General features: G+C 70.0%; 27 protein-coding genes. 14 read left to right on the forward strand and 13 right to left on the reverse strand.

All coding sequences use genetic code 11. The features are described 5' to 3' along the window. The first annotated feature begins 25 nt into the window (after nucleotides 1-25). Together FNH24_RS02795 and FNH24_RS02800 are read left to right on the forward strand one after the other, a co-directional pair. Nucleotides 26-592, forward strand: coding sequence for a mismatch-specific DNA-glycosylase (locus FNH24_RS02795; RefSeq protein ID WP_152360625.1), 567 nt, complete (start codon nucleotides 26-28; stop codon nucleotides 590-592). Between the two features lie 19 nt (nucleotides 593-611). Further along, a complete protein-coding gene (locus FNH24_RS02800) occupies nucleotides 612-1,040 on the forward strand; it encodes a GNAT family N-acetyltransferase (RefSeq protein WP_152360626.1) in 429 nt (142 codons plus the stop codon). Here the strand turns inward: FNH24_RS02800 and FNH24_RS02805 are convergent, their stop codons facing one another. Next, nucleotides 1,041-1,724 (reverse strand): GOLPH3/VPS74 family protein, encoded by a 684-nt coding sequence (locus tag FNH24_RS02805; protein WP_161605958.1) that lies wholly within the window; start codon nucleotides 1,722-1,724, stop codon nucleotides 1,041-1,043. A 64-nt stretch (nucleotides 1,725-1,788) separates the two neighbouring features. Here FNH24_RS02805 and FNH24_RS02810 point away from each other — a divergent pair, with 64 nt between their 5' ends. The 3 genes from FNH24_RS02810 (at nucleotide 1,789) to FNH24_RS02820 (ending at nucleotide 4,928) form a co-directional block, all read left to right on the forward strand. After that, nucleotides 1,789-3,099, forward strand: a complete 1,311-nt coding sequence (locus FNH24_RS02810) for a M16 family metallopeptidase (protein WP_152360628.1) — start codon at nucleotides 1,789-1,791, stop codon at nucleotides 3,097-3,099. Then, nucleotides 3,096-4,445 (forward strand): M16 family metallopeptidase, encoded by a 1,350-nt coding sequence (locus tag FNH24_RS02815; RefSeq protein ID WP_152360629.1) that lies wholly within the window; start codon nucleotides 3,096-3,098, stop codon nucleotides 4,443-4,445. The genes FNH24_RS02810 and FNH24_RS02815 overlap by 4 nt, the downstream gene beginning before the upstream one ends. An 84-nt stretch (nucleotides 4,446-4,529) precedes the next feature. Beyond that, complete coding sequence (locus FNH24_RS02820; RefSeq protein ID WP_152360630.1) at nucleotides 4,530-4,928, forward strand: TFIIB-type zinc ribbon-containing protein; 399 nt, start codon at nucleotides 4,530-4,532, stop codon at nucleotides 4,926-4,928. Between the two features lie 79 nt (nucleotides 4,929-5,007). On the opposite strand, the gene FNH24_RS02825 is transcribed toward FNH24_RS02820, so the two are convergent. The 4 genes from FNH24_RS02825 to FNH24_RS02840 are packed head-to-tail and all read right to left on the reverse strand — an operon-like array spanning nucleotide 5,008 to nucleotide 9,930. Beyond that, complete coding sequence (locus FNH24_RS02825) at nucleotides 5,008-7,842, reverse strand: UPF0182 family membrane protein (protein ID WP_152360631.1); 2,835 nt, start codon at nucleotides 7,840-7,842, stop codon at nucleotides 5,008-5,010. After that, nucleotides 7,839-8,414: a PPA1309 family protein gene (locus tag FNH24_RS02830; RefSeq protein ID WP_152360632.1), complete on the reverse strand. Its 576-nt coding sequence runs from the start codon at nucleotides 8,412-8,414 to the stop codon at nucleotides 7,839-7,841. The genes FNH24_RS02825 and FNH24_RS02830 overlap by 4 nt, the downstream gene beginning before the upstream one ends. Nucleotides 8,415-8,453: 39 nt before the next feature. After that, nucleotides 8,454-9,494, reverse strand: coding sequence for a YlbL family protein (locus tag FNH24_RS02835; protein ID WP_152360633.1), 1,041 nt, complete (start codon nucleotides 9,492-9,494; stop codon nucleotides 8,454-8,456). Nucleotides 9,495-9,507: 13 nt separating this feature from the next. After that, nucleotides 9,508-9,930: a molybdenum cofactor biosynthesis protein MoaE gene (locus FNH24_RS02840; protein ID WP_152360634.1), complete on the reverse strand. Its 423-nt coding sequence runs from the start codon at nucleotides 9,928-9,930 to the stop codon at nucleotides 9,508-9,510. Between the two features lie 171 nt (nucleotides 9,931-10,101). Here FNH24_RS02840 and FNH24_RS02845 point away from each other — a divergent pair, with 171 nt between their 5' ends. The 5 genes from FNH24_RS02845 to FNH24_RS02865 are packed head-to-tail and all read left to right on the forward strand — an operon-like array spanning nucleotide 10,102 to nucleotide 13,951. After that, entirely contained in the window at nucleotides 10,102-11,616 is a 1,515-nt protein-coding gene (locus FNH24_RS02845) for a zinc-dependent metalloprotease (RefSeq protein WP_152360635.1), read from the forward strand. Further along, nucleotides 11,613-12,146: an NUDIX domain-containing protein gene (locus FNH24_RS02850; protein WP_152360636.1), complete on the forward strand. Its 534-nt coding sequence runs from the start codon at nucleotides 11,613-11,615 to the stop codon at nucleotides 12,144-12,146. Before FNH24_RS02845 ends, FNH24_RS02850 begins: the two co-directional genes overlap by 4 nt. A gap of 54 nt (nucleotides 12,147-12,200) precedes the next feature. Then, the gene (locus tag FNH24_RS02855) at nucleotides 12,201-12,623 is read left to right on the forward strand and encodes an OsmC family protein (RefSeq protein WP_152360637.1); all 423 of its coding nucleotides are present in this window, start codon (nucleotides 12,201-12,203) and stop codon (nucleotides 12,621-12,623) included. Between the two features lie 13 nt (nucleotides 12,624-12,636). Next, nucleotides 12,637-13,044, forward strand: a complete 408-nt coding sequence (locus FNH24_RS02860; RefSeq protein ID WP_152360638.1) for a MarR family winged helix-turn-helix transcriptional regulator — start codon at nucleotides 12,637-12,639, stop codon at nucleotides 13,042-13,044. Between the two features lie 19 nt (nucleotides 13,045-13,063). Beyond that, a complete protein-coding gene (locus FNH24_RS02865; protein WP_152360639.1) occupies nucleotides 13,064-13,951 on the forward strand; it encodes an LLM class F420-dependent oxidoreductase in 888 nt (295 codons plus the stop codon). Here FNH24_RS02865 and FNH24_RS02870 read toward each other — a convergent pair whose 3' ends face one another. From FNH24_RS02870 to FNH24_RS02885, 4 genes are all read right to left on the reverse strand, one after another. Beyond that, a complete protein-coding gene (locus FNH24_RS02870) occupies nucleotides 13,952-14,587 on the reverse strand; it encodes a hypothetical protein (protein WP_152360640.1) in 636 nt (211 codons plus the stop codon). After that, nucleotides 14,562-15,233 carry a YgjP-like metallopeptidase domain-containing protein gene (locus FNH24_RS02875; RefSeq protein ID WP_152360641.1) on the reverse strand — a complete coding sequence of 224 codons (672 nt, stop codon included), beginning with the start codon at nucleotides 15,231-15,233 and terminating at the stop codon, nucleotides 14,562-14,564. The genes FNH24_RS02870 and FNH24_RS02875 overlap by 26 nt, the downstream gene beginning before the upstream one ends. An 83-nt stretch (nucleotides 15,234-15,316) precedes the next feature. Continuing rightward, on the reverse strand, nucleotides 15,317-15,652 hold the full coding sequence (locus tag FNH24_RS02880) for an L-rhamnose mutarotase (protein WP_152360642.1): 336 nt from the start codon (nucleotides 15,650-15,652) through the stop codon (nucleotides 15,317-15,319). A gap of 92 nt (nucleotides 15,653-15,744) precedes the next feature. After that, a complete protein-coding gene (locus tag FNH24_RS02885) occupies nucleotides 15,745-16,032 on the reverse strand; it encodes a hypothetical protein (protein ID WP_152360643.1) in 288 nt (95 codons plus the stop codon). Nucleotides 16,033-16,635: 603 nt separating this feature from the next. Here FNH24_RS02885 and FNH24_RS31685 point away from each other — a divergent pair. The 4 genes from FNH24_RS31685 to FNH24_RS02900 all read left to right on the forward strand — a co-directional run bounded on the left by FNH24_RS31685 (nucleotide 16,636) and on the right by FNH24_RS02900 (nucleotide 19,586). Next, the gene (locus FNH24_RS31685) at nucleotides 16,636-16,797 is read left to right on the forward strand and encodes a DUF5679 domain-containing protein (RefSeq protein WP_170304471.1); all 162 of its coding nucleotides are present in this window, start codon (nucleotides 16,636-16,638) and stop codon (nucleotides 16,795-16,797) included. Nucleotides 16,798-16,961: 164 nt separating this feature from the next. Next, nucleotides 16,962-17,996: a hypothetical protein gene (locus FNH24_RS02890; protein ID WP_152360644.1), complete on the forward strand. Its 1,035-nt coding sequence runs from the start codon at nucleotides 16,962-16,964 to the stop codon at nucleotides 17,994-17,996. 4 nt (nucleotides 17,997-18,000) lie between these two features. Next, on the forward strand, nucleotides 18,001-19,401 hold the full coding sequence (locus tag FNH24_RS02895) for an ABC1 kinase family protein (RefSeq protein WP_152360645.1): 1,401 nt from the start codon (nucleotides 18,001-18,003) through the stop codon (nucleotides 19,399-19,401). After that, entirely contained in the window at nucleotides 19,398-19,586 is a 189-nt protein-coding gene (locus tag FNH24_RS02900; protein ID WP_152360646.1) for a hypothetical protein, read from the forward strand. Before FNH24_RS02895 ends, FNH24_RS02900 begins: the two co-directional genes overlap by 4 nt. A gap of 92 nt (nucleotides 19,587-19,678) precedes the next feature. Here the strand turns inward: FNH24_RS02900 and FNH24_RS31320 are convergent, their stop codons facing one another. From FNH24_RS31320 to FNH24_RS02915, 4 genes are all read right to left on the reverse strand, one after another. Next, entirely contained in the window at nucleotides 19,679-19,825 is a 147-nt protein-coding gene (locus FNH24_RS31320; protein WP_161605959.1) for a hypothetical protein, read from the reverse strand. Further along, entirely contained in the window at nucleotides 19,822-20,136 is a 315-nt protein-coding gene (locus tag FNH24_RS02905) for a WhiB family transcriptional regulator (RefSeq protein ID WP_175047856.1), read from the reverse strand. Before FNH24_RS02905 ends, FNH24_RS31320 begins: the two co-directional genes overlap by 4 nt. Nucleotides 20,137-20,277: 141 nt before the next feature. Beyond that, nucleotides 20,278-20,637: a hypothetical protein gene (locus tag FNH24_RS02910; RefSeq protein WP_152360647.1), complete on the reverse strand. Its 360-nt coding sequence runs from the start codon at nucleotides 20,635-20,637 to the stop codon at nucleotides 20,278-20,280. Between the two features lie 83 nt (nucleotides 20,638-20,720). Continuing rightward, nucleotides 20,721-22,928 carry an ATP-dependent DNA helicase UvrD2 gene (locus FNH24_RS02915; protein ID WP_175047857.1) on the reverse strand — a complete coding sequence of 736 codons (2,208 nt, stop codon included), beginning with the start codon at nucleotides 22,926-22,928 and terminating at the stop codon, nucleotides 20,721-20,723. Between the last annotated feature and the right edge of the window lie 45 nt (nucleotides 22,929-22,973).

Consider the following 22,973-nt stretch of genomic DNA (forward strand, 5'->3'; position numbering starts at 1 on the left):
GCGGTGCCCGGACTAGGTTTCCGGGGTGGGATTCTCCAGGGCCGAGCTCGAATCGTTCCGCGATCACGTCGTGCCGGATCTGGTCGGGCCCGGCCTGGCCCTGCTCTTCGTCGGCATCAATCCCGGTCTGTGGACCGCCGCGACCCAGACCCATTTCGCCCATCCCGGCAACCGGTTCTATCCGGCCCTGCGGATGGCCGGCATCCTCGATCGTGATCTTGATCGCACCGTAGGGATGACGGACGAGGACCGGCGCTACCTGGTGGGCCGCGGGATCGGGATCACCAACCTGGTGCCGCGGGCCACCGCCCGGGCCGACGAGCTGACGGCCGAGGAGCTCCGGGACGGCCGGCAGCGGCTCCTCGACCTGATCACCGAGCATCGTCCACGCGTGGTTGCGATCGCCGGCGTCACCGCCTACCGGATCGCCTTCGGCCAGCCGAAGGCACGGCTCGGCGTCCAGGCGGCACCGCTGGCCGGTGCCGAGCTCTGGATCGTGCCGAATCCCAGCGGGCTCAACGCCCACGCCACCGTCGCGTCGCTGGCCGACGACTACGCCGCCGCGGCCCGGGCGGCCGGCGTGATCACCTGAACCGTGCCAGGATCGGGGCGTGCCGATCATTGAGCCCGCGCCGCGCCTCTCCGAGGAGGAACTGGTCGGCCTTTACGGTGCCGTCGGCTGGACGGCCTACACCGCCGATCCGGCCGGGCTCCGGCGCGCGGTCGACAACTCCTCGTTCGTGGTCGCCGCCCGGCAGCACGGGCGGCTGGTCGGGCTGGCCCGCGCGCTCTCCGACGACGCGACGATCTGCTACCTGCAGGACGTGCTGGTGCATCCCGATCATCGGCGTGGCGGGGTCGGCCGGGCGCTGGTCTCGGCCGTCCTGAGCCGGTACGAGCACGTACGGCAGCAGGTGTTGCTCACCGATGACGAGCCGGCTCAGCGCGCCTTCTACGAGAGCCTGGGCTACGCCGAACTCCGTGATCACGGCACCGGCAGCCTGCGCGCCTTCGTCCGGTTCGACCTCCGGCCCCAGTGATCAACCACTGCCGCTGGACGAGGCGACCATCGCCGCCGTGACCGCGGCGGAGACCTCGTCGATCACCTGCTTCACCGTGGCGGCGGTCCAGTCGCCCTGGTTCAGCTCCTTGGCCCGGGCGCGGACGGCCCGCCGGTCGTCCGACGGCACCACCTTGGCCAGCGAGTCGGTGGCGCTGAGCAGCGCGATCAACACCCGGGTCGGCTCATCCGGCGTCGCTCCGGCGATCAACGCGGCCTCCAGCCACTGCCGCACCGCATGCTCCGGAGCGGCGTCGGCGGTCGGCCAACTGCTGGTCGGGAACAGCCCGAGGATCCGGCCCTGCTGCTCCGACAGCACGCCCGCCGCGACCAGTCGCTCGGTCAGCTGCTCCAGCAGGTGCGTCTTGCCCCGTTTGAAGTTGGTGGCGGTGATCAGATTGGCCGCCTTCTGATCGGGCTTCTCCCCGATCCGAACCAGCAGATGATCAAGCACCTCGTCACCGGTCGGGGTCGGATCGGTCACCGACACCCGCCGGCGCCTCAGCAGACCGGCGTCGTCCCCAGTGATGCCGATCCGCTGCCGCAGCGCGAGCTCGGCCAGCACCGCCCCGCCGAGAGCCGGGTCGAGCCGGTCGCGGCCGATGATGCGCTTCCCGGTGCGGTCGTCGATGACCAGCAGCAGGAACTTTTCTGCTATCAGCATGATCGCCAAGGTAGCAGCGCACCGGGTGTTCGGTCGGGCCGTTCGATGTGCTGTGATGGCTCGCATGACCTCGCCCGCCGAGCAGTCCGCGACCGCGCATCCGATCACGACCTCGTACCCGATCAGCGAGACCGTCCTCGGCAACGGGCTGCGAGTGATCGCCAGCCCTGATCACAACGCCCCGTCGGTCGCGGTCAACCTCTGGTACGACGTCGGCTCCCGGCACGAGCAACTGGGCCGGACCGGGTTCGCGCACCTGTTCGAGCACATCATGTTCCAGGGCTCGGCCCATGTCGCCGCCGGCCAGCACATCGGGCTGATGCAGGCCGCCGGGGCGATGGTCAACGCCACCACGTCGATGGACCGGACCAACTACTTCGAGACGTTGCCGACCGGCGGGGCCGACCTGGCGCTGTGGCTCGAGGCCGACCGGATGGGCACGCTGCTGGACGCGCTGACCCAGGAAAACCTGGACACCCAGCGCGAGGTGGTGAAGGAGGAGAAGCGGCAGCGCTACGACAACGTCCCCTACGGCGACGCGATGCAGCGGCTGATCGAGCTCACCTTCCCGGCCGAGCACCCGTACGGACACACCACGATCGGCTCGATGGACGACCTGAACGCGGCGACGCTGGAGGACGTCCGCGCCTTCTTCGGTGCCCACTACCTGCCGAACAACGCCGTGCTGACCATCGCCGGCGACCTCCAGGCCGAGGACGCCTTCGCCCGGGCCGAACGCTATTTCGGCGGCCTGGCGCCCGACCTGGACCCGGCCGACCCAGACGACACCCCGCTGCCGGCGATCACCGGACTGCCGCAGCAGGAGACCTCGGCCGCGGTCCCGGCGGACGCGATCTATCTGACCTGGCGGTTGCCGACCCGCGACACCGCGGCCTTCGACGCCGCCGATCTAGCCCTGTCCATCCTCGGCCACGGCCAGACCTCGCGACTGCATCGGGCGCTGGTCCGCGGCGCCGAGCTGGCCGAGAGCGCGGCCGCCATGACCATGCCGTTGATCGGCGGCACCTCGCTCGGCCTGTGCTACGCCCGGGCCCGCTCCGGGGTCGAGCCCGAGCGGCTGACCGAGGCGCTGCTGGCCGAGCTGACCCGGCTGCGCACAGACGGGCCGACCGAGATCGAGGTCCGGCGGGCCAAGGCCCAATTCGAGCGGCACTGGCTGAACGAGCTGGCCCGGATCGACTCCCGGGCGGACGCGATCGGTGAGTACGCCACCCTGCACGGCGATCCGACCTTGATCAACTCCCGGTTGTCGGTGATCACCGGGATCGGTCGGGACCAGATCGCCGCCGCCCTGACCGAGCATCTCGATCCTGATCATCGAGCCACCTTGATCTACCGCAAGGAGTCCGAGTGAGCACCGCCTTTCCCGATCAGCCGACGATCGACCCGCCCCGCGACTGGCTCTTCCCCACGCCGGAGCGGCACCGGCTGGACAACGGACTGGCGGTGGCGATCTATCGGATGCCCGGTCAGCACGTGATCTCGGCCCATCTGGTGATCGATCTCCCGCTGGCCGCCGAGCCGCGCGACATCGAGGGCGTGGCGACGATCTGCGCCCGCACCCTGGACGAGGGCACCGAGCTGCACGGCGGCGAGGAGTTCGCCGAGCAACTGGAAACCCTCGGCGCCGGGTTCGGCATCGACGTGTCGCTCGCCGGGCTGCAGGCCGTCCTGGACGTGCCGGCCTCGCGGCTCCGGCCGGCCCTTGACCTGTTTGCCGAGGCGGCGATCCAGCCGGCCTTCGCCGAGGCCGACGTGAAACGGCACGTCACCCTGCGGCTGGCCGAGATCGATCAGGTCTATGCCAATCCGGCCCAGTCGGCCAGCGTGGCCTTCCGCTCCGGCGTCTTCGCGGCGGAGAGCCGGGCCAGCCGGATGAACAGCGGCCTACCGGACACGGTCGCCGCCGTCACCCAGGAGCAGGTCCGGGCCTTCCACCGTGATCATTTCCGGCCGGACCGGGCGACGGTGATCTTGGCCGGCGACTTCGCCGAGGATCCGCTGCCGCTGGTCCAGGCCGCGTTCGGTGGCTGGACCGCCGGTGATCACGCGGAGCCGCTGGAGCACGTACCGCCGCAGCCCGCGGTGCCCCGCGCCGTGATCATCAACCACCCCGGCGCGGTCCAGGCCGACCTGCGGCTCGGTGGCTTCGGCATCGACCGACGCGACCTCCGTTGGGCCGACGTCAGCATCGCCGGCTACGCCGTCGGCGGCGCCTTCCTGTCCCGGCTGAACGCCGTGCTGCGCGAGGAACGCGGCTACACCTATGGCGTGCACCTCGCCTTCGGCCCGCTCCGATCCGGCGGGTCGTACGCGGTGCAGGGCGCGTTCCGGACCGAGGTCGCGGCCGATGCCCTGGCCGAGGCTCGGGCCCTGCTCGACATCGCGCAGAAGCCGATCACCGCCGACGAGGTCCGCGACGCCGTGGCCTACTACACCGGGGTCGCGCCGTTGCGCTTCGCCACCGCCGACGGCGTCGCCGACCAGGCCGCCAGCCAGGTGCTGTCCGGGCTGGAAGATGATCATCTGAACCAGAATCTGGCCGCGCTGCGCCGGGTCACTCCGGAATCGGCAAGCTCCGGCTATCAGGCCGTGGTCGACCTCGACCGGCTCAGCCTCGCCATCGCCGGCGACGCCGACACCCTGGCCGACCCGATCCGCGCCCTCGGCTACGACCTCACCATCCTCGACCACCCCTGATCTCCCGAGTTGTCAGAACTGAGTTGCGCTATAGGGCTACTCAGTTCTGACAAGTTGGTGGGGTGGCCGACTACCCTGGTCGGCATGCAATGTCCCGTGGACCAAACCGTGCTCCAGATGACCGACCGGCAGGGCATCGAAATCGATTACTGCCCGACCTGCCGAGGGGTCTGGCTCGACCGCGGCGAACTCGACAAGATCATCGAGCGCGCCCCCGGCGGCGGTGCGCCGCGCCAGGACCCGCCGGCCACCGCGCCGACCCAGGCCGCACCGGTGCGGCCGGCCGCGCCCGCGCCGAACGAGAGCGTGGGCTATCCGCAACAGCCCTACCCGCAGCAGCAGCCGTATCCGCAGCAGCAGCGCTACCGCTACGGCTCGGCAGGATCGCCCGACTCGCCGGAGTACTACGGCGGCGGCTACCAGCAGGGTCACCACCGCAAGCGCCGCAAGGGCGGCTTCCTGGGTGACCTGTTCGACTTCTGATCCGTTCACCCACCAACGCAGACAACGGGTGGATTCTCACCGGGAGTAACCGGCGGGAATCCACCCGTTGTGCGTCGGATCAGCGGTTCAGTGCCGCCTGGGCCCGCTTGATCGCCTCCTCGGCTTCCTTGATCTTGGCCTGGTAGGTCGCAAGATCACCGGACTTCAGCGCCTGATCGGCCTCCTCGAAGGCCTGGCCGGCCTCGGCCAGGGCCTGGCTGGCAGCCGGGTTGTCCGGGTTCTCGCCGCCGTTGTCGGGCGGCTCGGTGCCGCCCTCCTCGTCGGTCTTCGCACCGGCATTGCCCTTGAACACCTGGTCCAGGGCCTGCTGCAGGGTGTCGCCGATCGCGACCGACCCGCCGAATCTGACCAGCACGAACCGCAGCACCGGATAGGCCGCCGTGCTCCCCTGCCGCTGGGTGTAGATCGGTTGCGCATACAGCAGGCCGCCACCGATCGGCAGGGTCAGCAGATTGCCGAACTGCGCGGTCGCCGTGCCCTGCTGGAACGGGCGCAGCCTTTCGGCCACCACCTCATTGGAGTTGAACACGTTGGCCGTCTGGCCCGGACCGTCGATCTGGGTCTGCGCCGACATCCGCAGGATCCGCAGCTGGCCGTAGTTCGGGCTGCTGGCATCCGCATTCACCGCCATGTAGGCAGCGAGGTTCTGCCGGCCCTCCGGCACATAGGTGGAGGTCAACGAGAACACGGCCGACTCGTCACCGGGCCACTTGATCGACAGGAAGTTCGGTGACTCCTTCGACCCGGCCGGTGCGCCCTGCCGCGGATCATCCGAAACCCGCCAGAGGTCCGAGTTCTGATACCAGTTCTGCGGATCGGTGATGTGGTAGCGCGCCAGGATCTCGCGCTGCACCTTGTACATGTCCTGCGGGTAGCGAAGATGCTTCAGCAGATCGGCCGAGATCTCTGCCTTGTCCTTCACGATGCCCGGGAACACCTTCTTCCAGGTCTGCAACACCGGATCGGTGTCGTCCCAGGTGTACAGGGTCACGGTGCCGTCGTACGCGTCGACCGTCGCCTTCACCGAATTCCGCATGTAGTTGATCATGGAATCCGGCTGGGCCGGCAGGGCGCCGACGCGAGTCCGTGAGTCCGACGTCGCCTCCTCCAGCGAGACCCGTTGGCTGTACGGGTAGGAGTTCGACGTGGTGTAGCCGTCGGCGATCCAGACGATGCGACCGTCGACCACCGCCGGATACATGTCGGCGTCGACCCGGAGCCACGGAGCCGCCTTCATCACCCGTTCCCGCGGCGTCCGGTCGTAGATGATCTTGGACTCGGGATTCAGCTCGGTCGACAGCAACATGTTCACGTCCGCGAACTTCGCGGCATAGAGGAGCCGACTCCACAGGTCGCCGACCGGCACGCCGCCCTTGCCCTCGTACGTGTTGGTCGCCGGGTTGCCGCCCTCGCCGCCGGACGGCGTGTCGAACTCGACCGAGGGCGCGCCCTCCGGAGCTCCGACGATCGAATAGTCCGTCTGCTTCTCGCCGAAGTAGATCCGCGGCTCGTATTCGGTCAGCTTGCCGGTCGGCGGGATGTCCTTGACGATCCACTCCGGCTCCCCGCCCGGCTGCCGACGGTTGCCGTAGGCGGCAACCAACCCGTAGCCATGGGTGTAGACCCGCTTCAGGTTGTTCCAGTTCTGGGCTTCGATGCCCTGATGGTTCATCTCCCGGACCGCGACCACGGCATCGGTCTCGGCGCCGTCGATGGTGTACCGGTCGACGTCGAGAACGTCGCCGAACGCGTAGTAGCCGCGGACCTGCTGCAGCTGCTCGTACGCCGGGCCGACCACGGCCGGGTCGATCAGCCGGATGCCGGGCAGTGCCTCGGCATCCGCCCGCAACTGCCCCGCGGAGGCAGTGGTTCGGGCCGAGTAGTCGGCGATCTCCACATCGGCCACGTCGTAGGCACTGCGGGTCGCCGCGATGTTGCGTTCGATGTAGGGACGCTCCCGCACCGGCTCGTTGGCCCGCACCTGGAGCAGCTGGACGCCGGCCGGGTAGACCACACCGAGGATGATCGCGGACAAGATCATCAGGGTCAGCCCGATGATCGGCACCGACCACCGGCGCAGCACCGCGTTGGCGAAGAAGAGCACCGCACACAGACCCGCGATGATCGCCAAGATCACATCGGCATTACGGGTCGCGTTGTCGGCGGTGTAGTTCATGCCGGTCATGATCGACGTGTCGGCGATGTTCAGTCCGTACTGGTCGAACCAGTAGCCGACGCCCCGCACCAGCACGGCGAGACCGACCAAGATCGACAGATGGGCCTGAGCGCCGGGGGTGCCGCCGCGGCCGGGGCCGATCAGCCGCAGCCCGCCCATCAGATAGTGGATGATCGCCGCCGCGGCCGCGCTGAACAACAGCGCGACGAAGACGAAGGACAGCGCGAACCGCCACCACGGGTAGTCGAAGACGAAGAAGCCGATGTCCAGATTGAAGACCGGATCGGTGACGCCGAACGGGGTGGAGTTCCGCCAGGCCAGGTAGGTGAACACCTGTCCGCTGGCGGTCGCACCGGCGAACACCCCGACCACCACACCCAGGCCGATGATCACCCAGACCAGGCGCTGCTCCAGCACCTCTCGATAACGTTCCAGCAACGGGCTCGACGGGCCGGCACCGCGGACCCGCGGCCGGAGCCGGTACGCCACCGCCGCGTTGGCCGCGACCACGGCGGCCATCAGCAACCCGAACGAGGCGAACAACCCGAGCCGGGTCACCAACATGGTGTTGAAGACCGCGCCGAAGTCGAACGAGACATACCACAGGCGATCGGTCCACACATTGGTGAAGATCGCGAACAGGATCACCACCACGGCCGCGATCACCAAGGTGGGTAGCAGGGCGCTCCTGGGCCGGCCCAGCCGAATCGTACTCACTGTCTCTCCTCAACTTCTGGGTCGTCGAGCTTCAGCGTATGCGCAAGGGCCGCACCGAGACCCGGCACCAGATCGGGCGCCGCCAGCAGGTCGTCGGGACGGGCGATCAGCCTAGCCACCCCGTGACTGTGGCCGGCGCGGTCGGCGCCGACCACCACCCGGACGTCCTGCCGATCCGGGTGCTGGGCGACGAACTCCGCGGCCGCGGTCGGATCCTCCGGGAGGTCCGGCTCGGCCGCGGCGGGCAGGAAGGTCCGTTCCAGCGCGATCGCGCAACCGAACACGGCGTCCGGCCAGACGATCGGCTCCAGGTCGGCCAGCACATCGCCGGAGCCCTGGAAATGATCTTGCTCGATCGCGGTCAACGCGTCCTCGGGCGCACCGTCGGCACTCCCCCGCAGGCCGAGCTGTTGCACCAGCTCCGGTTCCGCGGCGATCACGTCGTCGGTCCGGACCAGCGCGAACAACCGCGGCGGCTGATCCCAGCCGCGTTCGCCGATGTGGCGCTCCAGTTCGATCAATGCCGCGACCAGTGCCTCATCGGCCTGGTCCGCGGGGGTTTCCGTACTCATCCGCTCCCTGAACTCATCCACACGTCAACTGACACGTCGTCATCCACATCGGGGTAGCCGGTCCGGCGCGTCGAGGTTGCCCAGCGACTCGATGCCGTCGGCCAACGTGGTGACCTTGATCAACTCCAGATCGGTGTCCAACCCGGCCAACTCGCCACAGTTCGGCGCCGGGACCAGGAATGCTTCGGCCCCCGCACTGTCGGCGGCGGTGATCTTCTCCTGCAGTCCTCCGATGGGGCCGACCGTGCCGTCCGGACTGATCGTCCCGGTGCCGGCGATGTGCCGCCCGGCGAGCAATTCACCCGGAGTGATCTTGTCGTAGATCGCCAGCGCGAACACCAGCCCGGCACTCGGCCCGCCGATCCGGTCACCAAGATCGAAAGAGATGTCCGGACCATAGGAGTAGCCCATGCCGACGGTGATGCCGACCACCGGCACCCGAGGATCGGTGTCCGACTTGATGGTCGCAATCTCGACCGTCACGCGGCGATGATCCCGGAGCACGACGAACGGCACCCGGTAGCCCACCGGGCGCTTCCTGATCAAGGTCCCCGGATCCTCGACGGCGTGCACGCCCTGGCCGTCGACGGAGATGATCAGATCGCCCGGTCGCAGCTTGTCGTGGGCGGGGCCGTCCACCACGACCGAGGAGACCACCGGCATCGCGGTCACCTTTTCCCCGGCCGCCTGCAGGGCCGCGACGACCGCATCGTGCTGCGCGGTCTGCATGCTGATCGTCTGTTGCTGCTCGGCCTCGACGGCCGAAGTGCCCTCCGGATAGACGCTGGTCCGCGGCAGCGCATCCCGGCCCGGCAGCCAATAGGACAACACCGCCTCGGGCAGGCTGACCCGCGAATCGGCCCGGGACACCGAGACCGTGGTCAGGTCCAGCCGGCCGCTGGTCGGGAAGGTCGGCGTGTCCTTGATCGAAATGATCGGGACGTCGTTGATCGTGCCGAGCGTGTCCTGGGTGCCGCCGGGCGACCAGGAGACGTACGGCGCCGGCACGAACACCAGCAACGCGGTCAACGCAATGAAGACGGCCGCGGAGAAGAACGCCGTCCAGGTTTGCCTCGTCACCCCTGGAACCCCATCACCGGAGCCCGACCCAGGCGGTGTCGCCGTCGGCGAACTCCTGTTCCTTCCAGATCGGCACCTCGGCCTTGATCCGGTCGATCAGGTCCCGGCACACTTCGAGCGCCTCGGCCCGGTGCTCGGCTCCGACGGCGACGACGACGGCGAGCTCGCCGATCGCCAACGCGCCGATCCGGTGCTCGACCGCCGCGGTGATCACCGAGCGGCCCGCTGTGGTCTGCTCGGCCACCTCGCGCAGGGTGCTCTCCGCCGTGGGGTGCGCGGTGTAGTCCAACGTGATCACCGGGCGGTCCTCGTCGACGTTGCGAACGGTGCCGATGAAGAGGCCGATCCCGCCGACCCGATCGTTCGCGACCGCGGCCAGCACCCGATCGACGCTCAACGGCGAGGATGAGATCAGGACGTGCCGGACCGCGGACATGCGCAGCACCCTACCGAGAGCACCTGTGAAACCACCGCTCCGGGCCGCGGCGCTCGGCTGATTCTCAGGATTCGCCCGGCGGCCGGCTCCGCTCTCGGCGATCAACTACGGCTGGCCCGGTGGAGCCGCGTACGGTGGAGTACTACGTCCGAACCTGAGCGAGGAGATGTCATGGCCGAGGATCGTCACCCCGACGATCGTCAACCCGACGACCCGGATCGTGAACCCGATCCCGCGGACGGGGTCGATCGTTCGGACGAAACGGATCCGGCGAAGCCGTCCGGTGATCAGCCGGCGAAGCCCGCCGGTGATCAGCCGGCCAATCCGCTGGAGGCGCTGCTCAGCCAGCTCGGCGGGCTGCAGCCCGGCCAGGGCGGCGGCGACCAGCAGGACATGAACGCCCTGATCGGCCAACTGCAGAACGCGTTCGCGATGCTCGGCGGCTCGGGGTCGATGTTTTCCCAGACTCCGGAGGCGGGCTCCGGCGTGAACTGGGACGTCACCAAGGACACGGCCCGCAAGGCCGTCGCCGCGCTCGGACCGGATCCGACCCCGAACGATCAGCAGCGCCGCGACATCGACCAGGCGGCGTCCATCGCCGAGGTCTGGCTGGACGAGGCGATGATCTTTCCGCGCACCGCCGGCGCGATGCGGGCCTGGAGCCGGGCCGAGTGGGTCGAGGAGACGCTGCCGGTCTGGCGCCGGCTGGTCGAGCCGGTGGCCAGCCACATCGCCGATGCGATGGAGGGTGCGCTGAGCTTCAGCCTCGACTCAGAAGAGATGAAACAACTGCCGCAGATGGCCGGGCTGGAGCAGATGCTGCGGCCGATGCTGCGCACCTCGGGCGCATCGATGTTCGGGTTGCAGCTCGGCCAGGCGCTGGGCCGGCTCGCCACCGAGGTGGTCGGCGCGACCGATATCGGGCTGCCGTTGAGCAAGCCGGGCCAGGCGGCCCTGCTGCCGACCAACATCGCGGCGTACGGCGAGGGGCTGGACCAGGCTCCGAGTGACGTGCTGCTCTATCTCGCGCTGCGCGAGGCGGCGCGGCAGCGGCTGTTCGCGGCCGTTCCCTGGCTCCGCGAACAGGTGCTGGCGCTGGTCGAGGAGTACGCCCGCGGGATCACGATCGACACCTCGGCGCTGGAGCAGGCGGTCGGCCAGATCGACCCGAACAACCTGGAGGAGCTCGGGCAGTCGCTCGAGGGCGGGCTGTTCGAGCCGCAGAAGACGCCGGAGCAGAAGGCGACCCTGGACCGGCTGGAGACCATGCTGGCGCTGGTCGAGGGCTGGGTCGACCACGTGGTGACCCGGGCGACGTCGCGCTGGATGCCGGCGGCCGACGCTCTGGCCGAGACGGTGCGCCGCAACCGGGCCACCGGCGGACCGGCCGAGGCCACCTTCGCCACCCTGGTCGGGCTGGAGCTCCGGCCGCGCCGGATGCGAGACGCCGCGAACCTGTGGGCCGCGTTGACCGACGCCCGCGGGGTCGACGGCCGGGACGCGGTCTGGTCCCATCCCGACGTGCTGCCGACGTCGGCCGACCTGGACGACCCGCTCGGCTTCGTCGCCGGTGAGACCAAGACCGACGACTCCGAGTTCGACGCCGCGCTGGCCGAGTTGCTCGACGCCGAGGAGCGGCGGGGCGACGATGATCATGATCAGGACGGCGGGGCAGAGAAGGCGTGAGCCTGCTCGACAGTTGCCGCGACGTCCTGTCGGGCTGGCGTCCGGCCGAAGCCGAACAGGAGGCGCTGCGGCTCGCGTACCTTGATCATCTTGCGGTGCGGCCGGACGGCTGGGCCCGTGACTGCCCGGGCGCCCATCTGACCGCGAGCGCGTTGATCACCGCACCGGAGACGGGCCAGGTATTGCTGGTGCTGCACCGTAAGGTCGGCCGCTGGCTGCAGGTCGGGGGCCATATCGAGCCGGGTGATCAGACGCTGCCCGCAGCCGCCTTGCGCGAGGCAGCAGAGGAGAGCGGGCTGACCGGGATCATGATCGATCCGGTCCCGCTGCGGCTGTCCCGGCACCGGGTCGACTTCTGCGGTCCGGGCGGCAGTGATCATCTCGACGTCCAGTTCCTGGCCACCGTGCCCGGGCGTCCGGACCCGGTGATCAGCCCGGAGTCGACCGACGTCCGGTGGTTCGACCCGGACCAGGTGCCGACCGACGACCGCTCCGTCACCGATCTGGTCGGGGCGGCCCTGCTCCGCTGATCCGGCCAGCGTTTCCGATCAGGGTGCAGATTCTCGTTCTGGCAGGGTTGGTCCATGGCGAACGACCCTTCACTCCGCACCGTGTCCCTGTCCCGGGACGGTGCCGGCGCTTTCACGGCCACCAACGTCCGCGGCGGAATCGTCTCCGTCGGGTCCGCGGACTCCGACTTCACCCCGGTCGAGTTGCTGCTCGCCGCGATCGGCGCCTGTACGGCGGTCGACGTCGGCACGGTGACCGCCCGACGCGCCGAGCCGGAGTCGTTCCAGGTCCGGGTCGACGCCCACAAGGTGCGCGACGAGCAGGGCAACCGGCTGACCGACCTGGCGGTGACGTTCGAGGTCAGGTTCCCGGACGGCGCCGCCGGAGACGCGGCCCGGGAGCTGTTGCCGAAGATCGTCGCGCAGTCGCACGACCGGCTCTGCACGGTCGGCCGGACCGTCGAGGTCGGCACCCCGATCGCGACCCACATCGAGTGAGCCGGATGGCGACATGATCGAGGAGACGCTCTCGTACCGGCTGCTCAAGGCGATGAAGGCGACCCGGCCGGCGATCTGGCCCGTGTTGACCGAGCTCGGCCTGCACCCGGGCCAGGATCTGATGCTGGCCCAGCTGTGGCGGGCCGACGGGATCACCCAGGCCGAGCTGGTCTCCCGGATCGGGGTCGAGCGCCCGACCGTCACCAAGGCCTTGCAGCGGTTGGAACGGTCCGGCTACCTCCGCCGCGAACCGGGGCCCGGGCGCAGCCGTACGGTGCACCTGACCGCCGCGGGCCGCGCCCTGCAGCGGCCGGTCGAGCAGGCCTGGCGCGACGCCGACGCGCTGGTCGGCGCCGGCCTGAGCCCGGCCGAAGTCGAACAGCTGTCCGACTTGTTGGCCAGGGTTGCCCAACGAGATTAGCCGGCTAATATCTGGAGTCATGCAGATCGGACTCCATGTCATGAACTTCACCCTGCCCGGCGGCCCCGCCACGATCGGCCCGGAGCTCGGCCGAGCGGTCCGGACCGCCGACGAGATCGGCATCCACAGCTTCTGGCCGATGGACCACTTCTTCCAGATCGCCGTCGCCGGCCAGCCCGAGGAGGCGATGGTCGAGGTCTACTCCACCCTGGCCTGGGCGGCCGGCCAGACCACCCGGATGCAACTCGGCGCCCTGGTCACCGGCGTTCACTACCGCCACCCGGGCCTGCTGCTGAAGACCGTCTCCACGCTCGACGTACTCTCCGGCGGCCGCGCCTGGCTGGGCCTCGGTGCCGCCTGGAACGAGGACGAGTCGCGGGGGCTCGGCGTACCGTTCCCGCCGCTGTCGGAACGGTTCGAGCGGCTCGAGGAGACGCTGCAAATCGCCCACCGGATGTTCTCCGGCGACGATTCGGCCTTCGCGGGCCGGCACTACCAACTCGAGCACCCGATGAACCTTCCGGCGCCGCTGCACCGGCCGCCGATCCTGATCGGCGGCATGGGCGAGCGCAAGACGATGCGGCTGATCGCCCAGTACGGCGACGCGAACAACTTCTTCGAGCTGTCCGACCCGGCCGCCCTGCAGCACAAGTTCGCCGTGCTCCGGCAGCGGTGCGACGAGGCGGAGCGGCCCTACGAGGAGCTCGTCAAGACCACCTTCGGCCGGCTCGGCGAACGGGACCTCGATGCGGCCAAGCGCCGGCTGGATCGGCTGGCCGACCTCGAGGTCGACCTGGCCATCGTCGATCTACCGGACCTCGCCGACCACAGCACCTTCGACTACCTGGCCCAGTTGGTCGAGCTGGCCGCTCCGCTCGGCCGGCCGACCCCCAAGCTGCTCGGCTGACTAGTCCCGCAGCGGCCGGCCCTCCAACAGGGCCCGGGTGTGCTCCCAGCCCTCGAGGCCCGGATCCAGCCGGTGGACGGCGGCCGGCCGGCGGAGCCGGTGCCACGGCGGGCCGAGCAGCAGCGCTCGGCGGTCCGGCGCGGCGGACCGGACGACCTCGACCGGGGTGTCCAGGCCGAGGTCACCGGGCAGCCAGTCCGGCCAGGGCAGCCGGAGGCCGACGGCGACGCAGCCCGCGGGTTCGTCGTCGTCGGCCCGTTCCGGCGCGATGCAGACCGCCGACCGGTGCAGCCCCTGAAACACCTTGGCCAGGATCAGGTCCGGCAGATCCGGCACGTCCGGCGCGACGACCACCAGCTCGTCGTGCTCGGCGGCGGCCAGACCGGCGAGCTCCAGGATCGACCGGCCGGGCCAGTGCACGGCGCCGGGCCAGAGCAACCCGGCGATCGTCGGCCCGTCGTCGCCGGCGATGCCGGACCGGACGCCGGCCAGCTCGGCCACCACCTCGTAGCTGTCTGCCAGGCAGGCCCGGGCGAACTCCGCCGGGTCGACGCCGGGCGGCGCGGCGCCGCTCTCGCCGCCGGCCCGGACCACCGCGACCCGGCGCCGGTCAGAAGAGTCTCGGCTCCTCGGCATCTCCATCCTCCGCAGTCAGGTGATCCGGCTCCGGCCGCCGGGGTTCCGACAGCGCGGCCGGGGCCTCGGGCTCGGCGGCGACTTCGCCATCGGCGGTGTCGACGTCGTCCTCGGTGGCCGCCGGCGTGCCCTGCCCGGCCAGGTATCCCTCCAGGAAGCCGCGGGCCTTCGCCGCCTCCGGATACCGATCGACCAGGGCCCAGAAGTCGGCCGAGTGGGCGCCGTGCACCAGATGGGCCAGCTCGTGCAGCAGGACGTAGTCCACCACCCAGCCGGGCATCGGCTGCAGCCGGTGGGACAGCCGGATGGTGCCGGTGCTCGGCGTACACGATCCCCAGCGCTGTTGCTGGTTGCGGACCCAGCTCACCCGGGACGGCCGCGGTCGATAGCCGACAGCCGGCGCCAGATAGCGATCCACCAACTCGTCGGCCCGCCGGCTCAGGTCAGCGTCTCCGGCCGGTGCCCGCTCCCGGTTCTCGCGGTCCAGCACCTTGCGGACCATCTCGCTCACGAACTTGGACTCGTCGGCCTTGGACATCCGCTGCGGGATCAGCACGACGATGCTGTCGCGCTCCCGGTAGGCGGTCACGGTGCGCTTGCGCCGCGCGCTGCGGCGCACCACGACCCGCGGTTCGGCCTGCTCCACCTCAGCTCCTCGACGATTCCCAAGAACCTTCCTGGGACGACTGTATGTCCGGGCCACCACCCGGAGCAGCCCGCCGAGCCGGGTCAGAGGTCGGCGAGTTGCTGATCCAGATTGAACACCTCGGGTACGACAACCGCGCTCTGGTCAGCTCTTCCGCCCAGGCCGACGAAGAACTCCTGCATCGAGGCCTCCCAGCGGGCGGCCACCGCCGACCCGGCCAGGTAGGCCGCACTGGCCTCGTCCGAGTCGGTCTCGTAGTAGCCGATCAGGAGCCCGTCGTCGCGCAGGAACAGCGAGTAGTCGCGCCGACCCGACGCCGCGATCTCCCGCAGCATCTCCGGCCAGACCGGCGTGTGCCGCTGCCGGTACTCCGTCAGCCGTTGCGGATCGACCTGCACCGTGAAACACACCCTCGGCATCAACGCTCCCCTTCGCTACGTCTCGTGGACATGACAAAGGGGCCGCCCCGCGCCGTGGCGCCGGACGACCCCTTGGCCATCAATGAGCTAACTCAGTTCTGGGCGGCAATCTTCTCTGCCAACACCGGCTGAACAATAACCTGTGTCGGCTCATCCGCCTCCTCAACCGGCTCTTCGACCCGATGAACGGGCAGCTCCAGCTGCGCGCTCAGGTCTTCAAGCCGAGCCTCCTGCTTCGACCAGACGTGGAGCTCACCGCACCACAGGCACTGCGTAGCGCCCTGGTCGATCTTCATCATCTCCCACGCCGTCTTATCGAGGTCGATCCCGGTCGGGATGTCCTTATCGGTTGACGGACAGTGGATCACGACCTGTGACATCGCCTCTCACCTCCCCTCCCCTGTTGGGGCCCCCAAGCATCCAAAAGTGAGTACGAGCCAAGGGACCCACGCTCATGTCCCCCTCCCCGACCGCAGTCGAGGCCGTTTCCCAGGCGGCCGGAGGACATGGATTTCAGACGCGGCAGCAGTCTAATCGCTCCAGTCAATCCCGAAAAATTGTGACCAGACCAGATCGCCGAGAGGTCTGCTGTCGGCATTCCGGACCTGACCAGCGGAGTCATCCCTGGTGACGTGCCCTGTCCACAGGCAAATACGCTGCGTACACAGAGCAACCCACAGGGTTCTCCACAGGTCGTGGACGACAGATCCTGAGCTTGTGTTGACGTTCCCCCGGCCGAGGCCATAACGTTCTGCAACACGAAGCCTCCAGTTGGTCGGCGCGCTCGCAGGGGAAGGCAAGCGCACACCGAACTCTGGAGGTTTCGTTTTGCCCGTGCCGACGGCCGATAACACACCGCGCGTCTAAGCGTCACCGCCGGGCCCGCTCGCGTAGAGTAACCGGCGACCCAGCGCTGCAGGCCGCAACGCGGTCCCGCAGACTCCGACCAGGTCTGCGGAGGATTTCGAGCAAGGAGACGAACGATGGCTGCAGAAACCTACAGCGGAGAGTTCTACTGCGTGAAGTGCAAGGCCAAGCGCGAGGCGACCGGCGAGGTGCACGTCAACGACAAGGGCACCCGGATGGCGAAGGCGAAGTGCCCCGAGTGCGGCACCAACCTGAACCGCATCCTCGGCAAGGCCTGACCAACCGCCGCTAGCCGGCGGCTGCGGCGCTGGCCGCATGTGCGAACGGCCGCGGATCGTGCGTCTCGGGGCGCCGTTCCGCGGCCGCGGCACATGATGAAATTCATCCCTCAAAGCCTGTGGACAACTCGGCGGAGCTCGCCGAATCCGGCCAGACTTGGCCCGTGACCCACAGCGATCTCCGAACCGCAGCCCGAGAGCGCGGTTCGACCGGGCGAGCCGGGCCGGCCGCCCGTCCCCGGTTCACCCGGTCCACGATCTTCCTCCGCCGCGGCGATGGCGCCGTCCAGGTCGGCGTGGACACCGACGACACGGTGCTCCTGTCCGGGGTGGCGCCTGCCCTGGCCGAGGTGTTGGCCCTGGTCGACGGCCGCCAGACCCTGCCCACCCTCCGCCGGACGGCCCGGCGACGACGAATCCCCGAGGGCCAACTGGACGGGGCGCTGACCCTGCTCCGGCAGGCCGGGCTGGTCGAGTTCCCGACCGAGCGTCAGGACGCGACCCGGACCCTGGCCGAGGCCCGGCTGTGCATCGTGGGTGACGGCCCGCTCGCGGCCGGTCTGGCCGGACCCCTGGCTCGCTCCGGCACGGCCGAACTGATCCTGGCTCCGGGCCGGTCCGCACCCACAGACGGACCCGGCATCGGCGCGATCGCCCGGCAACTGAAAGCCGACGAGCCCGAGTTGCAGGTCACGGCAGTACGACAGTGGCCGGAGCCGCGGCACCGGCCGGCCGACCTGACCATCGTCGCGACCGAGACCGCCGAGCCGGACCGCGTGCTCGGCGCCGCCCTGGTCCGCGACGACCAGCCACACCTGATCGTGCGCACCGCCGGCGACCTCGCCGTGGTCGGCCCGCTCGTGCTGCCCGGCCGATCGGCCTGTCTGCGCTGCCTGGACCTGACCAGAGCCGGCGCCGATCCCGGCTGGCCCGAGTTGCTGGCCCAGCTCTGTCAGACCCGGGTGCCGTCATCGGAACTGCTGACCAGCTGGGTCGTCAGCACGGCGCTGGTGCAGATCCATGCCGCGCTCCGGTACGCGCCGGGGCCGGCCACGCCCGCCAGCCGCGCGGGCCCGGCCGGACCGCCGGAGACGCTCGGCGCCACGGTGGAGCTGACCGGCGCCGAGCTCGCGCCGCGGCTGCGGCGCTGGCCCGGCCATCCCGGGTGCGGCTGTGGTTGGGGCGGCCCGGCAGAATGAGCCCATGAGCGGCTCCTCGACCGACCAGCCCGCCCCCGACGAGTTCGCCGGCGGGGGCCGGTTCGACGGCGACGAGTCCGGCCACGCCGGCGACTCCGACGAGCTGGCCCGGTCCGCCTGGCGTCGCGGCGCCCGGCTCGCCTCGCTGCCGATCGGGTACGCCGGCCGGGCCACGCTCGGCCTGGGCAAGAAGCTCGCCGGCACGCCCGCGGAGGCGGTGACCGAGGAGATGCAGCGCCGGGCCGCCGACCAGCTGTTCCGGGTGCTCGGCGAGCTCAAGGGCGGCGCGATGAAGTTCGGCCAGGCGCTGAGCATGTTCGAGTCGGCGCTGCCGGAGGAGTTCGCGGCGCCGTACCGGAAGCATCTGTCCCGGCTGCAGGACTCGGCGCCGCCGATGCCGACCTCCCGGGTCCATTCCGTGCTCGCCCGCGAGCTCGGCGGCGACTGGCGCAGCCGGTTCCGGTCCTTCGAGGCGCGACCGGCGGCCGCCGCGTCGATCGGTCAGGTGCACCGGGCGGTCTGGCAGGACGGGCGCCGGGTCGCGGTGAAGGTGCAGTATCCGGGCGCCGACGAGGCGCTGCGATCCGACCTGCGCCAGCTCGGCCGGCTGTCCCGGGTGATCTCGCCGCTGGTCGGCGGCATGGACGTCCAGCCGCTGGTGGACGAACTGACCGCGCGGATCGAGGAGGAGCTCGACTACACCATCGAAGCGGCCTCGCAGCAGCAGGCGGCGGACGGGTTCGCCGGCCATCCCGACTTCGTGGTGCCGGCGGTGATCGCCCACACCTCGCGGGTGATGGTCACCGAATGGCTGGACGGGATCCCGATGTCACGGGCGGAGGCGTTCGAGCCGGAGCGCCGCAACCGGGTCGCGCTGCGCTATGTCCGGTTCCTGTTCGCCGGGCCGTCGACGGTCGGGCTGTTGCACGCCGACCCGCACCCGGGCAACTTCCTGATCCTGGCCGACGACCGGCTCGGCGTCGTCGACTTCGGTCTGGTGGCTCGGCTACCCGAGGGCCTGCCGCCGGCGATGGGCCGGATCCTGCGGATCGCCCGGTCCGGAGACGCCGCGATGGTGGCGGCCGGGCTGCACGCGGAAGGCTTCGTTCCCTCCGACGTCGACGCCGAAGATCTGCTCGACTACCTGAGCCCGTTCGTCGAGCCGGCGACGGTGCCCGAGTTCGAATTCACCCGGGACTGGATGCGGGCCCAGTTCCACCGGGTGAAGGATCCGCACTCCTCCAACGGCGTTGCGACCCGGCTCAACCTGCCGCCGAGTTATCTGCTGATCCACCGGGTCTGGCTCGGCGGCATCGCGGTGCTGTCCCAGCTGCACGCGCGGGCGCCGTTCGCTTCCGTACTGGAGGAATTCCTGCCCGGGTACGCCGAGCCGAAGCCGGGATGAGCGACGCGCAGCCGGCCGTCGATCCGTTGCGCTGCTCGGAATGCGACCGATCGCCCGAGCCGGCCGAGCCGACCTGGGCCTGGAGCCGCGAGCGACTCGATGACCGGTTGTTGATCTTGTGCCCGGCCTGCACCCGTGATCATTCCCGGAGCATCGAGGCCAAGCTCGACCGCGACTGGTGGTGATCAGAAGCAGCACGGTCCGCCGAGTGATCAGAACTGACCCGCGCCTGCGCGCGCACCACTTCTGACCACTCGGCGGACCGTGATGATCATCATCATGAGAGTGCCCGGGCCAGCCACAGCCGGAGGCTGTGGCCGAGCCTGATCATGGCGGGCACGCCCGCCCCCGAGCCGGCGGCGGCGGACGGACCTGCCGATTCCAGGTCCACCTCCGCCGGCCGCCGGACTTCCGTGCGGATCATGCCGCGGCCTCGCCCGTCCCGGTCTCGTTGAACGGATCAACCGGGTACTTGCGCGGCCGACCGCGCGGCCGCTTCCGCGCCACCACGACGCCGGACACGAACAGCTCGCCGCCCCAGACGCCCCACGGCTCACGCCGCTCGAGGGCGCCGGCCAGGCACTCCGCGACGACCGGGCAGTCCTTGCAAAGGGCCTTCGCCGCCTCGACATCGGCCGGGGACTCGGCGAAGAAGACTTCCGGATCAACCTGCCGACAGGGCAGCTTCTCCAGTTCCTGCGCTGAACCAAGTGACTCCAGCACTGAGACAGTCACTTGTTCACCTCCTTGATCAATTTCGGCCTTGGTACGGATCGTCCGGAGAGATCGATCCGACTTTCTGAGCCGGGAAATCACAAAGGCCGTGAATCCCGGTTGTCTGGGAGTCACGGCCTGGAGGCTGCGCGGTGTTTGGAGCTACACCGGCGGACTACAGGTTCTTCGTCCCAAACGGGTGGAGAACTTGGTGGCGGCCTTGCCACGGGCGGACTTCTGATGCGTGGTCGTACCTGGGCCCTGATGACCCTCGACCGAGCCTTCGATCCGGTTCTGGCGCTGCGGAGCCGGAACCATGACCGGACGCGGGTCGCAGGAGACGCACGGCTGGGTCGGCACGGCCATGTCGGCGCCGAAATCGGCGACGCAGAGCAGGGCGGGGCCGGTGGGCAGCTCGGAACCCGTGACCGGGCGACGGCCGAGCAGCGCGACGGAGGCGCGTGAAGCAAGATCAACTCGAGTGTTGATCTTGTTCTGGATGATCAAGGTTTTGGTGTCCATGTCGCGCCTCCTCTCAGGAATCTCTGACTTGCTCTTTTTCAGCTCTCCGGCCGTACCCGTCCGTCCGGCCGGTGAGCCGACGATTAGCTTAAGGAACCGTCTGCCGCGGATGCAAACTCTTTTCGCAATAATCTCAGATTATTTGACAAATTCTCCTCGGTGCCCGATGCGCCGCCCGTCCCGGGTGTCGATCCGGCCAGGACGGAGAGCACCTGCTCGCCGTACTTGGTCACCTTCGACAGCCCGAGTCCGTGGATCTTGATCAGGTCCTCCCGCCGGGCCGGCGCTGCCTCGGCGATCGCCACCAGCGTGGCGTCGGTGAAGATGCAGTAGGCCGGCAACCCTTCGGCGGCGGCCGCCTCCTTGCGCCAGACCTTCAACGCCTCCAACGCGCCTTCGTCGTAGGTCGACGGGCAGTCCTCGTGCCGGCCGAGCTTGCGCTCCGCGGCGCCGGAGAGCTGGCGGCCACAACTGCGGCAGCGAGCGGACAGTTCCGACCGGCGCCGAGCGGCGGCGTCCGATCTGGTGCCCGGCCCGGACCGCCGATCGGCCGGCGAGAGCAGGTGATCCAGGAACCGGGACGGCTTGCGGACCGCGCCGCCGCCGTTTCGGGTGCGGGCCCAGGAGACCCGCAGCCGGCGGCGGGCCCGGGTCACCCCGACGTAGAGCAGCCGACGTTCCTCCGCCTGCTGATCGGGGGTGTCGGCCAGGACGAACGGGATCGAGCCCTCCTGCACCCCGTACAGGGCCACCGCGTCCCACTCCAGGCCCTTGGCCGAGTGCAGCGTGGACAAGGTGACGCCTTGGGCGGTCGGCACCTGTTGCGCCTCGGCCCGTCGCTCCAACTCGGCGGCGATCCCGGCCAGGTCGATCGTCCCGCCGTCCTCCGACGCCGCGGTCGCGAGATCCTCGGCCACCGCGACCAGGGCCGCCAGCGACTCCCAGCGTTCCCGGACGGCGCCGGCCCCGGTCGGCGGTTCCGGCGTCCAGCCGAGGGCGCCGAACAGCGCCTTGAGCCGACCCACCCCACTGGCCCCTTCAGCCGCGGCGTCGACCTCGACCCGGGCCTCGGTCCGCAGCGTCAGCAACGCCTGCCGGACCTCGGGTCGTTCGTAGAACCGCTCCCCGCCGCGGACCAGGTACGGGATCCCGGCCTCGGCCAGCGCCTGCTCGATCGGCGGGCTCTGCGCGTTGATCCGGAACAGCACCGCCATCTCCCGGTACGACGTCCCGGCGGTGGCCAGCCGGCGCAACCAGTCCGCGATCGCGGTCGCCTCGGCCGACTCGCTGGCCGCCTCCGCGAACTCGACCGCCTGGCCGGACGGCTGCTGCGCGACCAGGGTGACCGCGCCCAGCCCGCCGTTGATCGGAGCCCGTTCCATGATCTTGTTCGCCACCCCGACGACCTCCGGCGTCGACCGGTAGTCGCGGACCAGCTTGATCACCGTGGCACCGGGATGGCGGCGGCCGAACCCGGTCAGGAAGTCGGCCTGCGCACCGGCGAAGGAGTGGATGGTCTGCGCCGGATCGCCGACCACGCAGAGATCGGCCCGGTCGCCCCGCCACAGATCGAGCAGCGCCTGCTGGATCGGGCTGACGTCCTGATATTCGTCCACCACCAGGTGCCGATAGGTGCTCCGGACCTGGTCGGCGACCTCGGGGTGATCGGAGATCAGCGCGGCGGCGCAGAGCAGGATGTCCTCGAAGTCGATCCGGCCCCGCTCCCGCTTGACCTCCTCGTAGCCGGCGAAGACGCGGGCCACGGTTTCATGATCGAATGCGGCCAGGCTGCGGTGCCGGGCGGTCGCGACCTGCGCGTACTCCTCCGGGCCGACGTTGCTCACCTTGGCCCAGGCGATCTCGCCGACCAGGTCCCGCAGGCGCGGGGTGTCGACGGTGACCCGGAGCCGCCCCGCGGCGTCGGCGACCGCGCCCATCCGATGGTCCAGCACGCCGGGCAGCTCGCCGCCGTACGTCCGCGGCCAGAAATACTGCGCCTGCCGCAGCGCAGCGGAGTGGAAGGTCCTGGCCTGCACCCCCGGCACCCCCAACTGCTGCAGCCGGCCACGCATCTCTCCCGCGGCCCGCTGGGTGAAGGTGACCGCAAGCACCGCCCCCGGCCGGTACACCCCGGTCGCGACTCCATAGGCGATCCGATGGGTGATCGCCCGCGTCTTGCCGGTGCCGGCCCCCGCGATCACCGCGACCGGCCCGCGCAACGTGGTGGCAACCTCTTGCTGCTCCGGATCCAGCGCCGAGATCAACCGATCGGGATCCGCGACACCAGCCATCCCCCCACCCTAAACTCCCCCACTGACCCCCTCCCCCAAACCCGC

It is taken from the genome of Microlunatus speluncae (assembly GCF_009299835.1).
GTDB classification, from domain to species: domain Bacteria; phylum Actinomycetota; class Actinomycetes; order Propionibacteriales; family Propionibacteriaceae; genus Microlunatus; species Microlunatus speluncae.

Coding starts and splice junctions, on each gene's coding strand:
- FNH24_RS02805 (WP_161605958.1), bottom strand. CDS start 1,724: ATGCTGATAGCAGAAAAGTTCCTGCTGCTGGTCATCGACGACCGCACC.
- FNH24_RS02810 (WP_152360628.1), top strand. CDS start 1,789: ATGACCTCGCCCGCCGAGCAGTCCGCGACCGCGCATCCGATCACGACC.
- FNH24_RS02820 (WP_152360630.1), top strand. CDS start 4,530: ATGCAATGTCCCGTGGACCAAACCGTGCTCCAGATGACCGACCGGCAG.
- FNH24_RS02830 (WP_152360632.1), bottom strand. CDS start 8,414: ATGAGTACGGAAACCCCCGCGGACCAGGCCGATGAGGCACTGGTCGCG.
- FNH24_RS02840 (WP_152360634.1), bottom strand. CDS start 9,930: ATGTCCGCGGTCCGGCACGTCCTGATCTCATCCTCGCCGTTGAGCGTC.
- FNH24_RS02845 (WP_152360635.1), top strand. CDS start 10,102: ATGGCCGAGGATCGTCACCCCGACGATCGTCAACCCGACGACCCGGAT.
- FNH24_RS02855 (WP_152360637.1), top strand. CDS start 12,201: ATGGCGAACGACCCTTCACTCCGCACCGTGTCCCTGTCCCGGGACGGT.
- FNH24_RS02860 (WP_152360638.1), top strand. CDS start 12,637: ATGATCGAGGAGACGCTCTCGTACCGGCTGCTCAAGGCGATGAAGGCG.
- FNH24_RS02865 (WP_152360639.1), top strand. CDS start 13,064: ATGCAGATCGGACTCCATGTCATGAACTTCACCCTGCCCGGCGGCCCC.
- FNH24_RS02870 (WP_152360640.1), bottom strand. CDS start 14,587: ATGCCGAGGAGCCGAGACTCTTCTGACCGGCGCCGGGTCGCGGTGGTC.
- FNH24_RS02880 (WP_152360642.1), bottom strand. CDS start 15,652: ATGCCGAGGGTGTGTTTCACGGTGCAGGTCGATCCGCAACGGCTGACG.
- FNH24_RS02885 (WP_152360643.1), bottom strand. CDS start 16,032: ATGTCACAGGTCGTGATCCACTGTCCGTCAACCGATAAGGACATCCCG.
- FNH24_RS31685 (WP_170304471.1), top strand. CDS start 16,636: ATGGCTGCAGAAACCTACAGCGGAGAGTTCTACTGCGTGAAGTGCAAG.
- FNH24_RS02895 (WP_152360645.1), top strand. CDS start 18,001: ATGAGCGGCTCCTCGACCGACCAGCCCGCCCCCGACGAGTTCGCCGGC.
- FNH24_RS02900 (WP_152360646.1), top strand. CDS start 19,398: ATGAGCGACGCGCAGCCGGCCGTCGATCCGTTGCGCTGCTCGGAATGC.
- FNH24_RS31320 (WP_161605959.1), bottom strand. CDS start 19,825: ATGATCCGCACGGAAGTCCGGCGGCCGGCGGAGGTGGACCTGGAATCG.
- FNH24_RS02910 (WP_152360647.1), bottom strand. CDS start 20,637: ATGGACACCAAAACCTTGATCATCCAGAACAAGATCAACACTCGAGTT.
- FNH24_RS02915 (WP_175047857.1), bottom strand. CDS start 22,928: ATGGCTGGTGTCGCGGATCCCGATCGGTTGATCTCGGCGCTGGATCCG.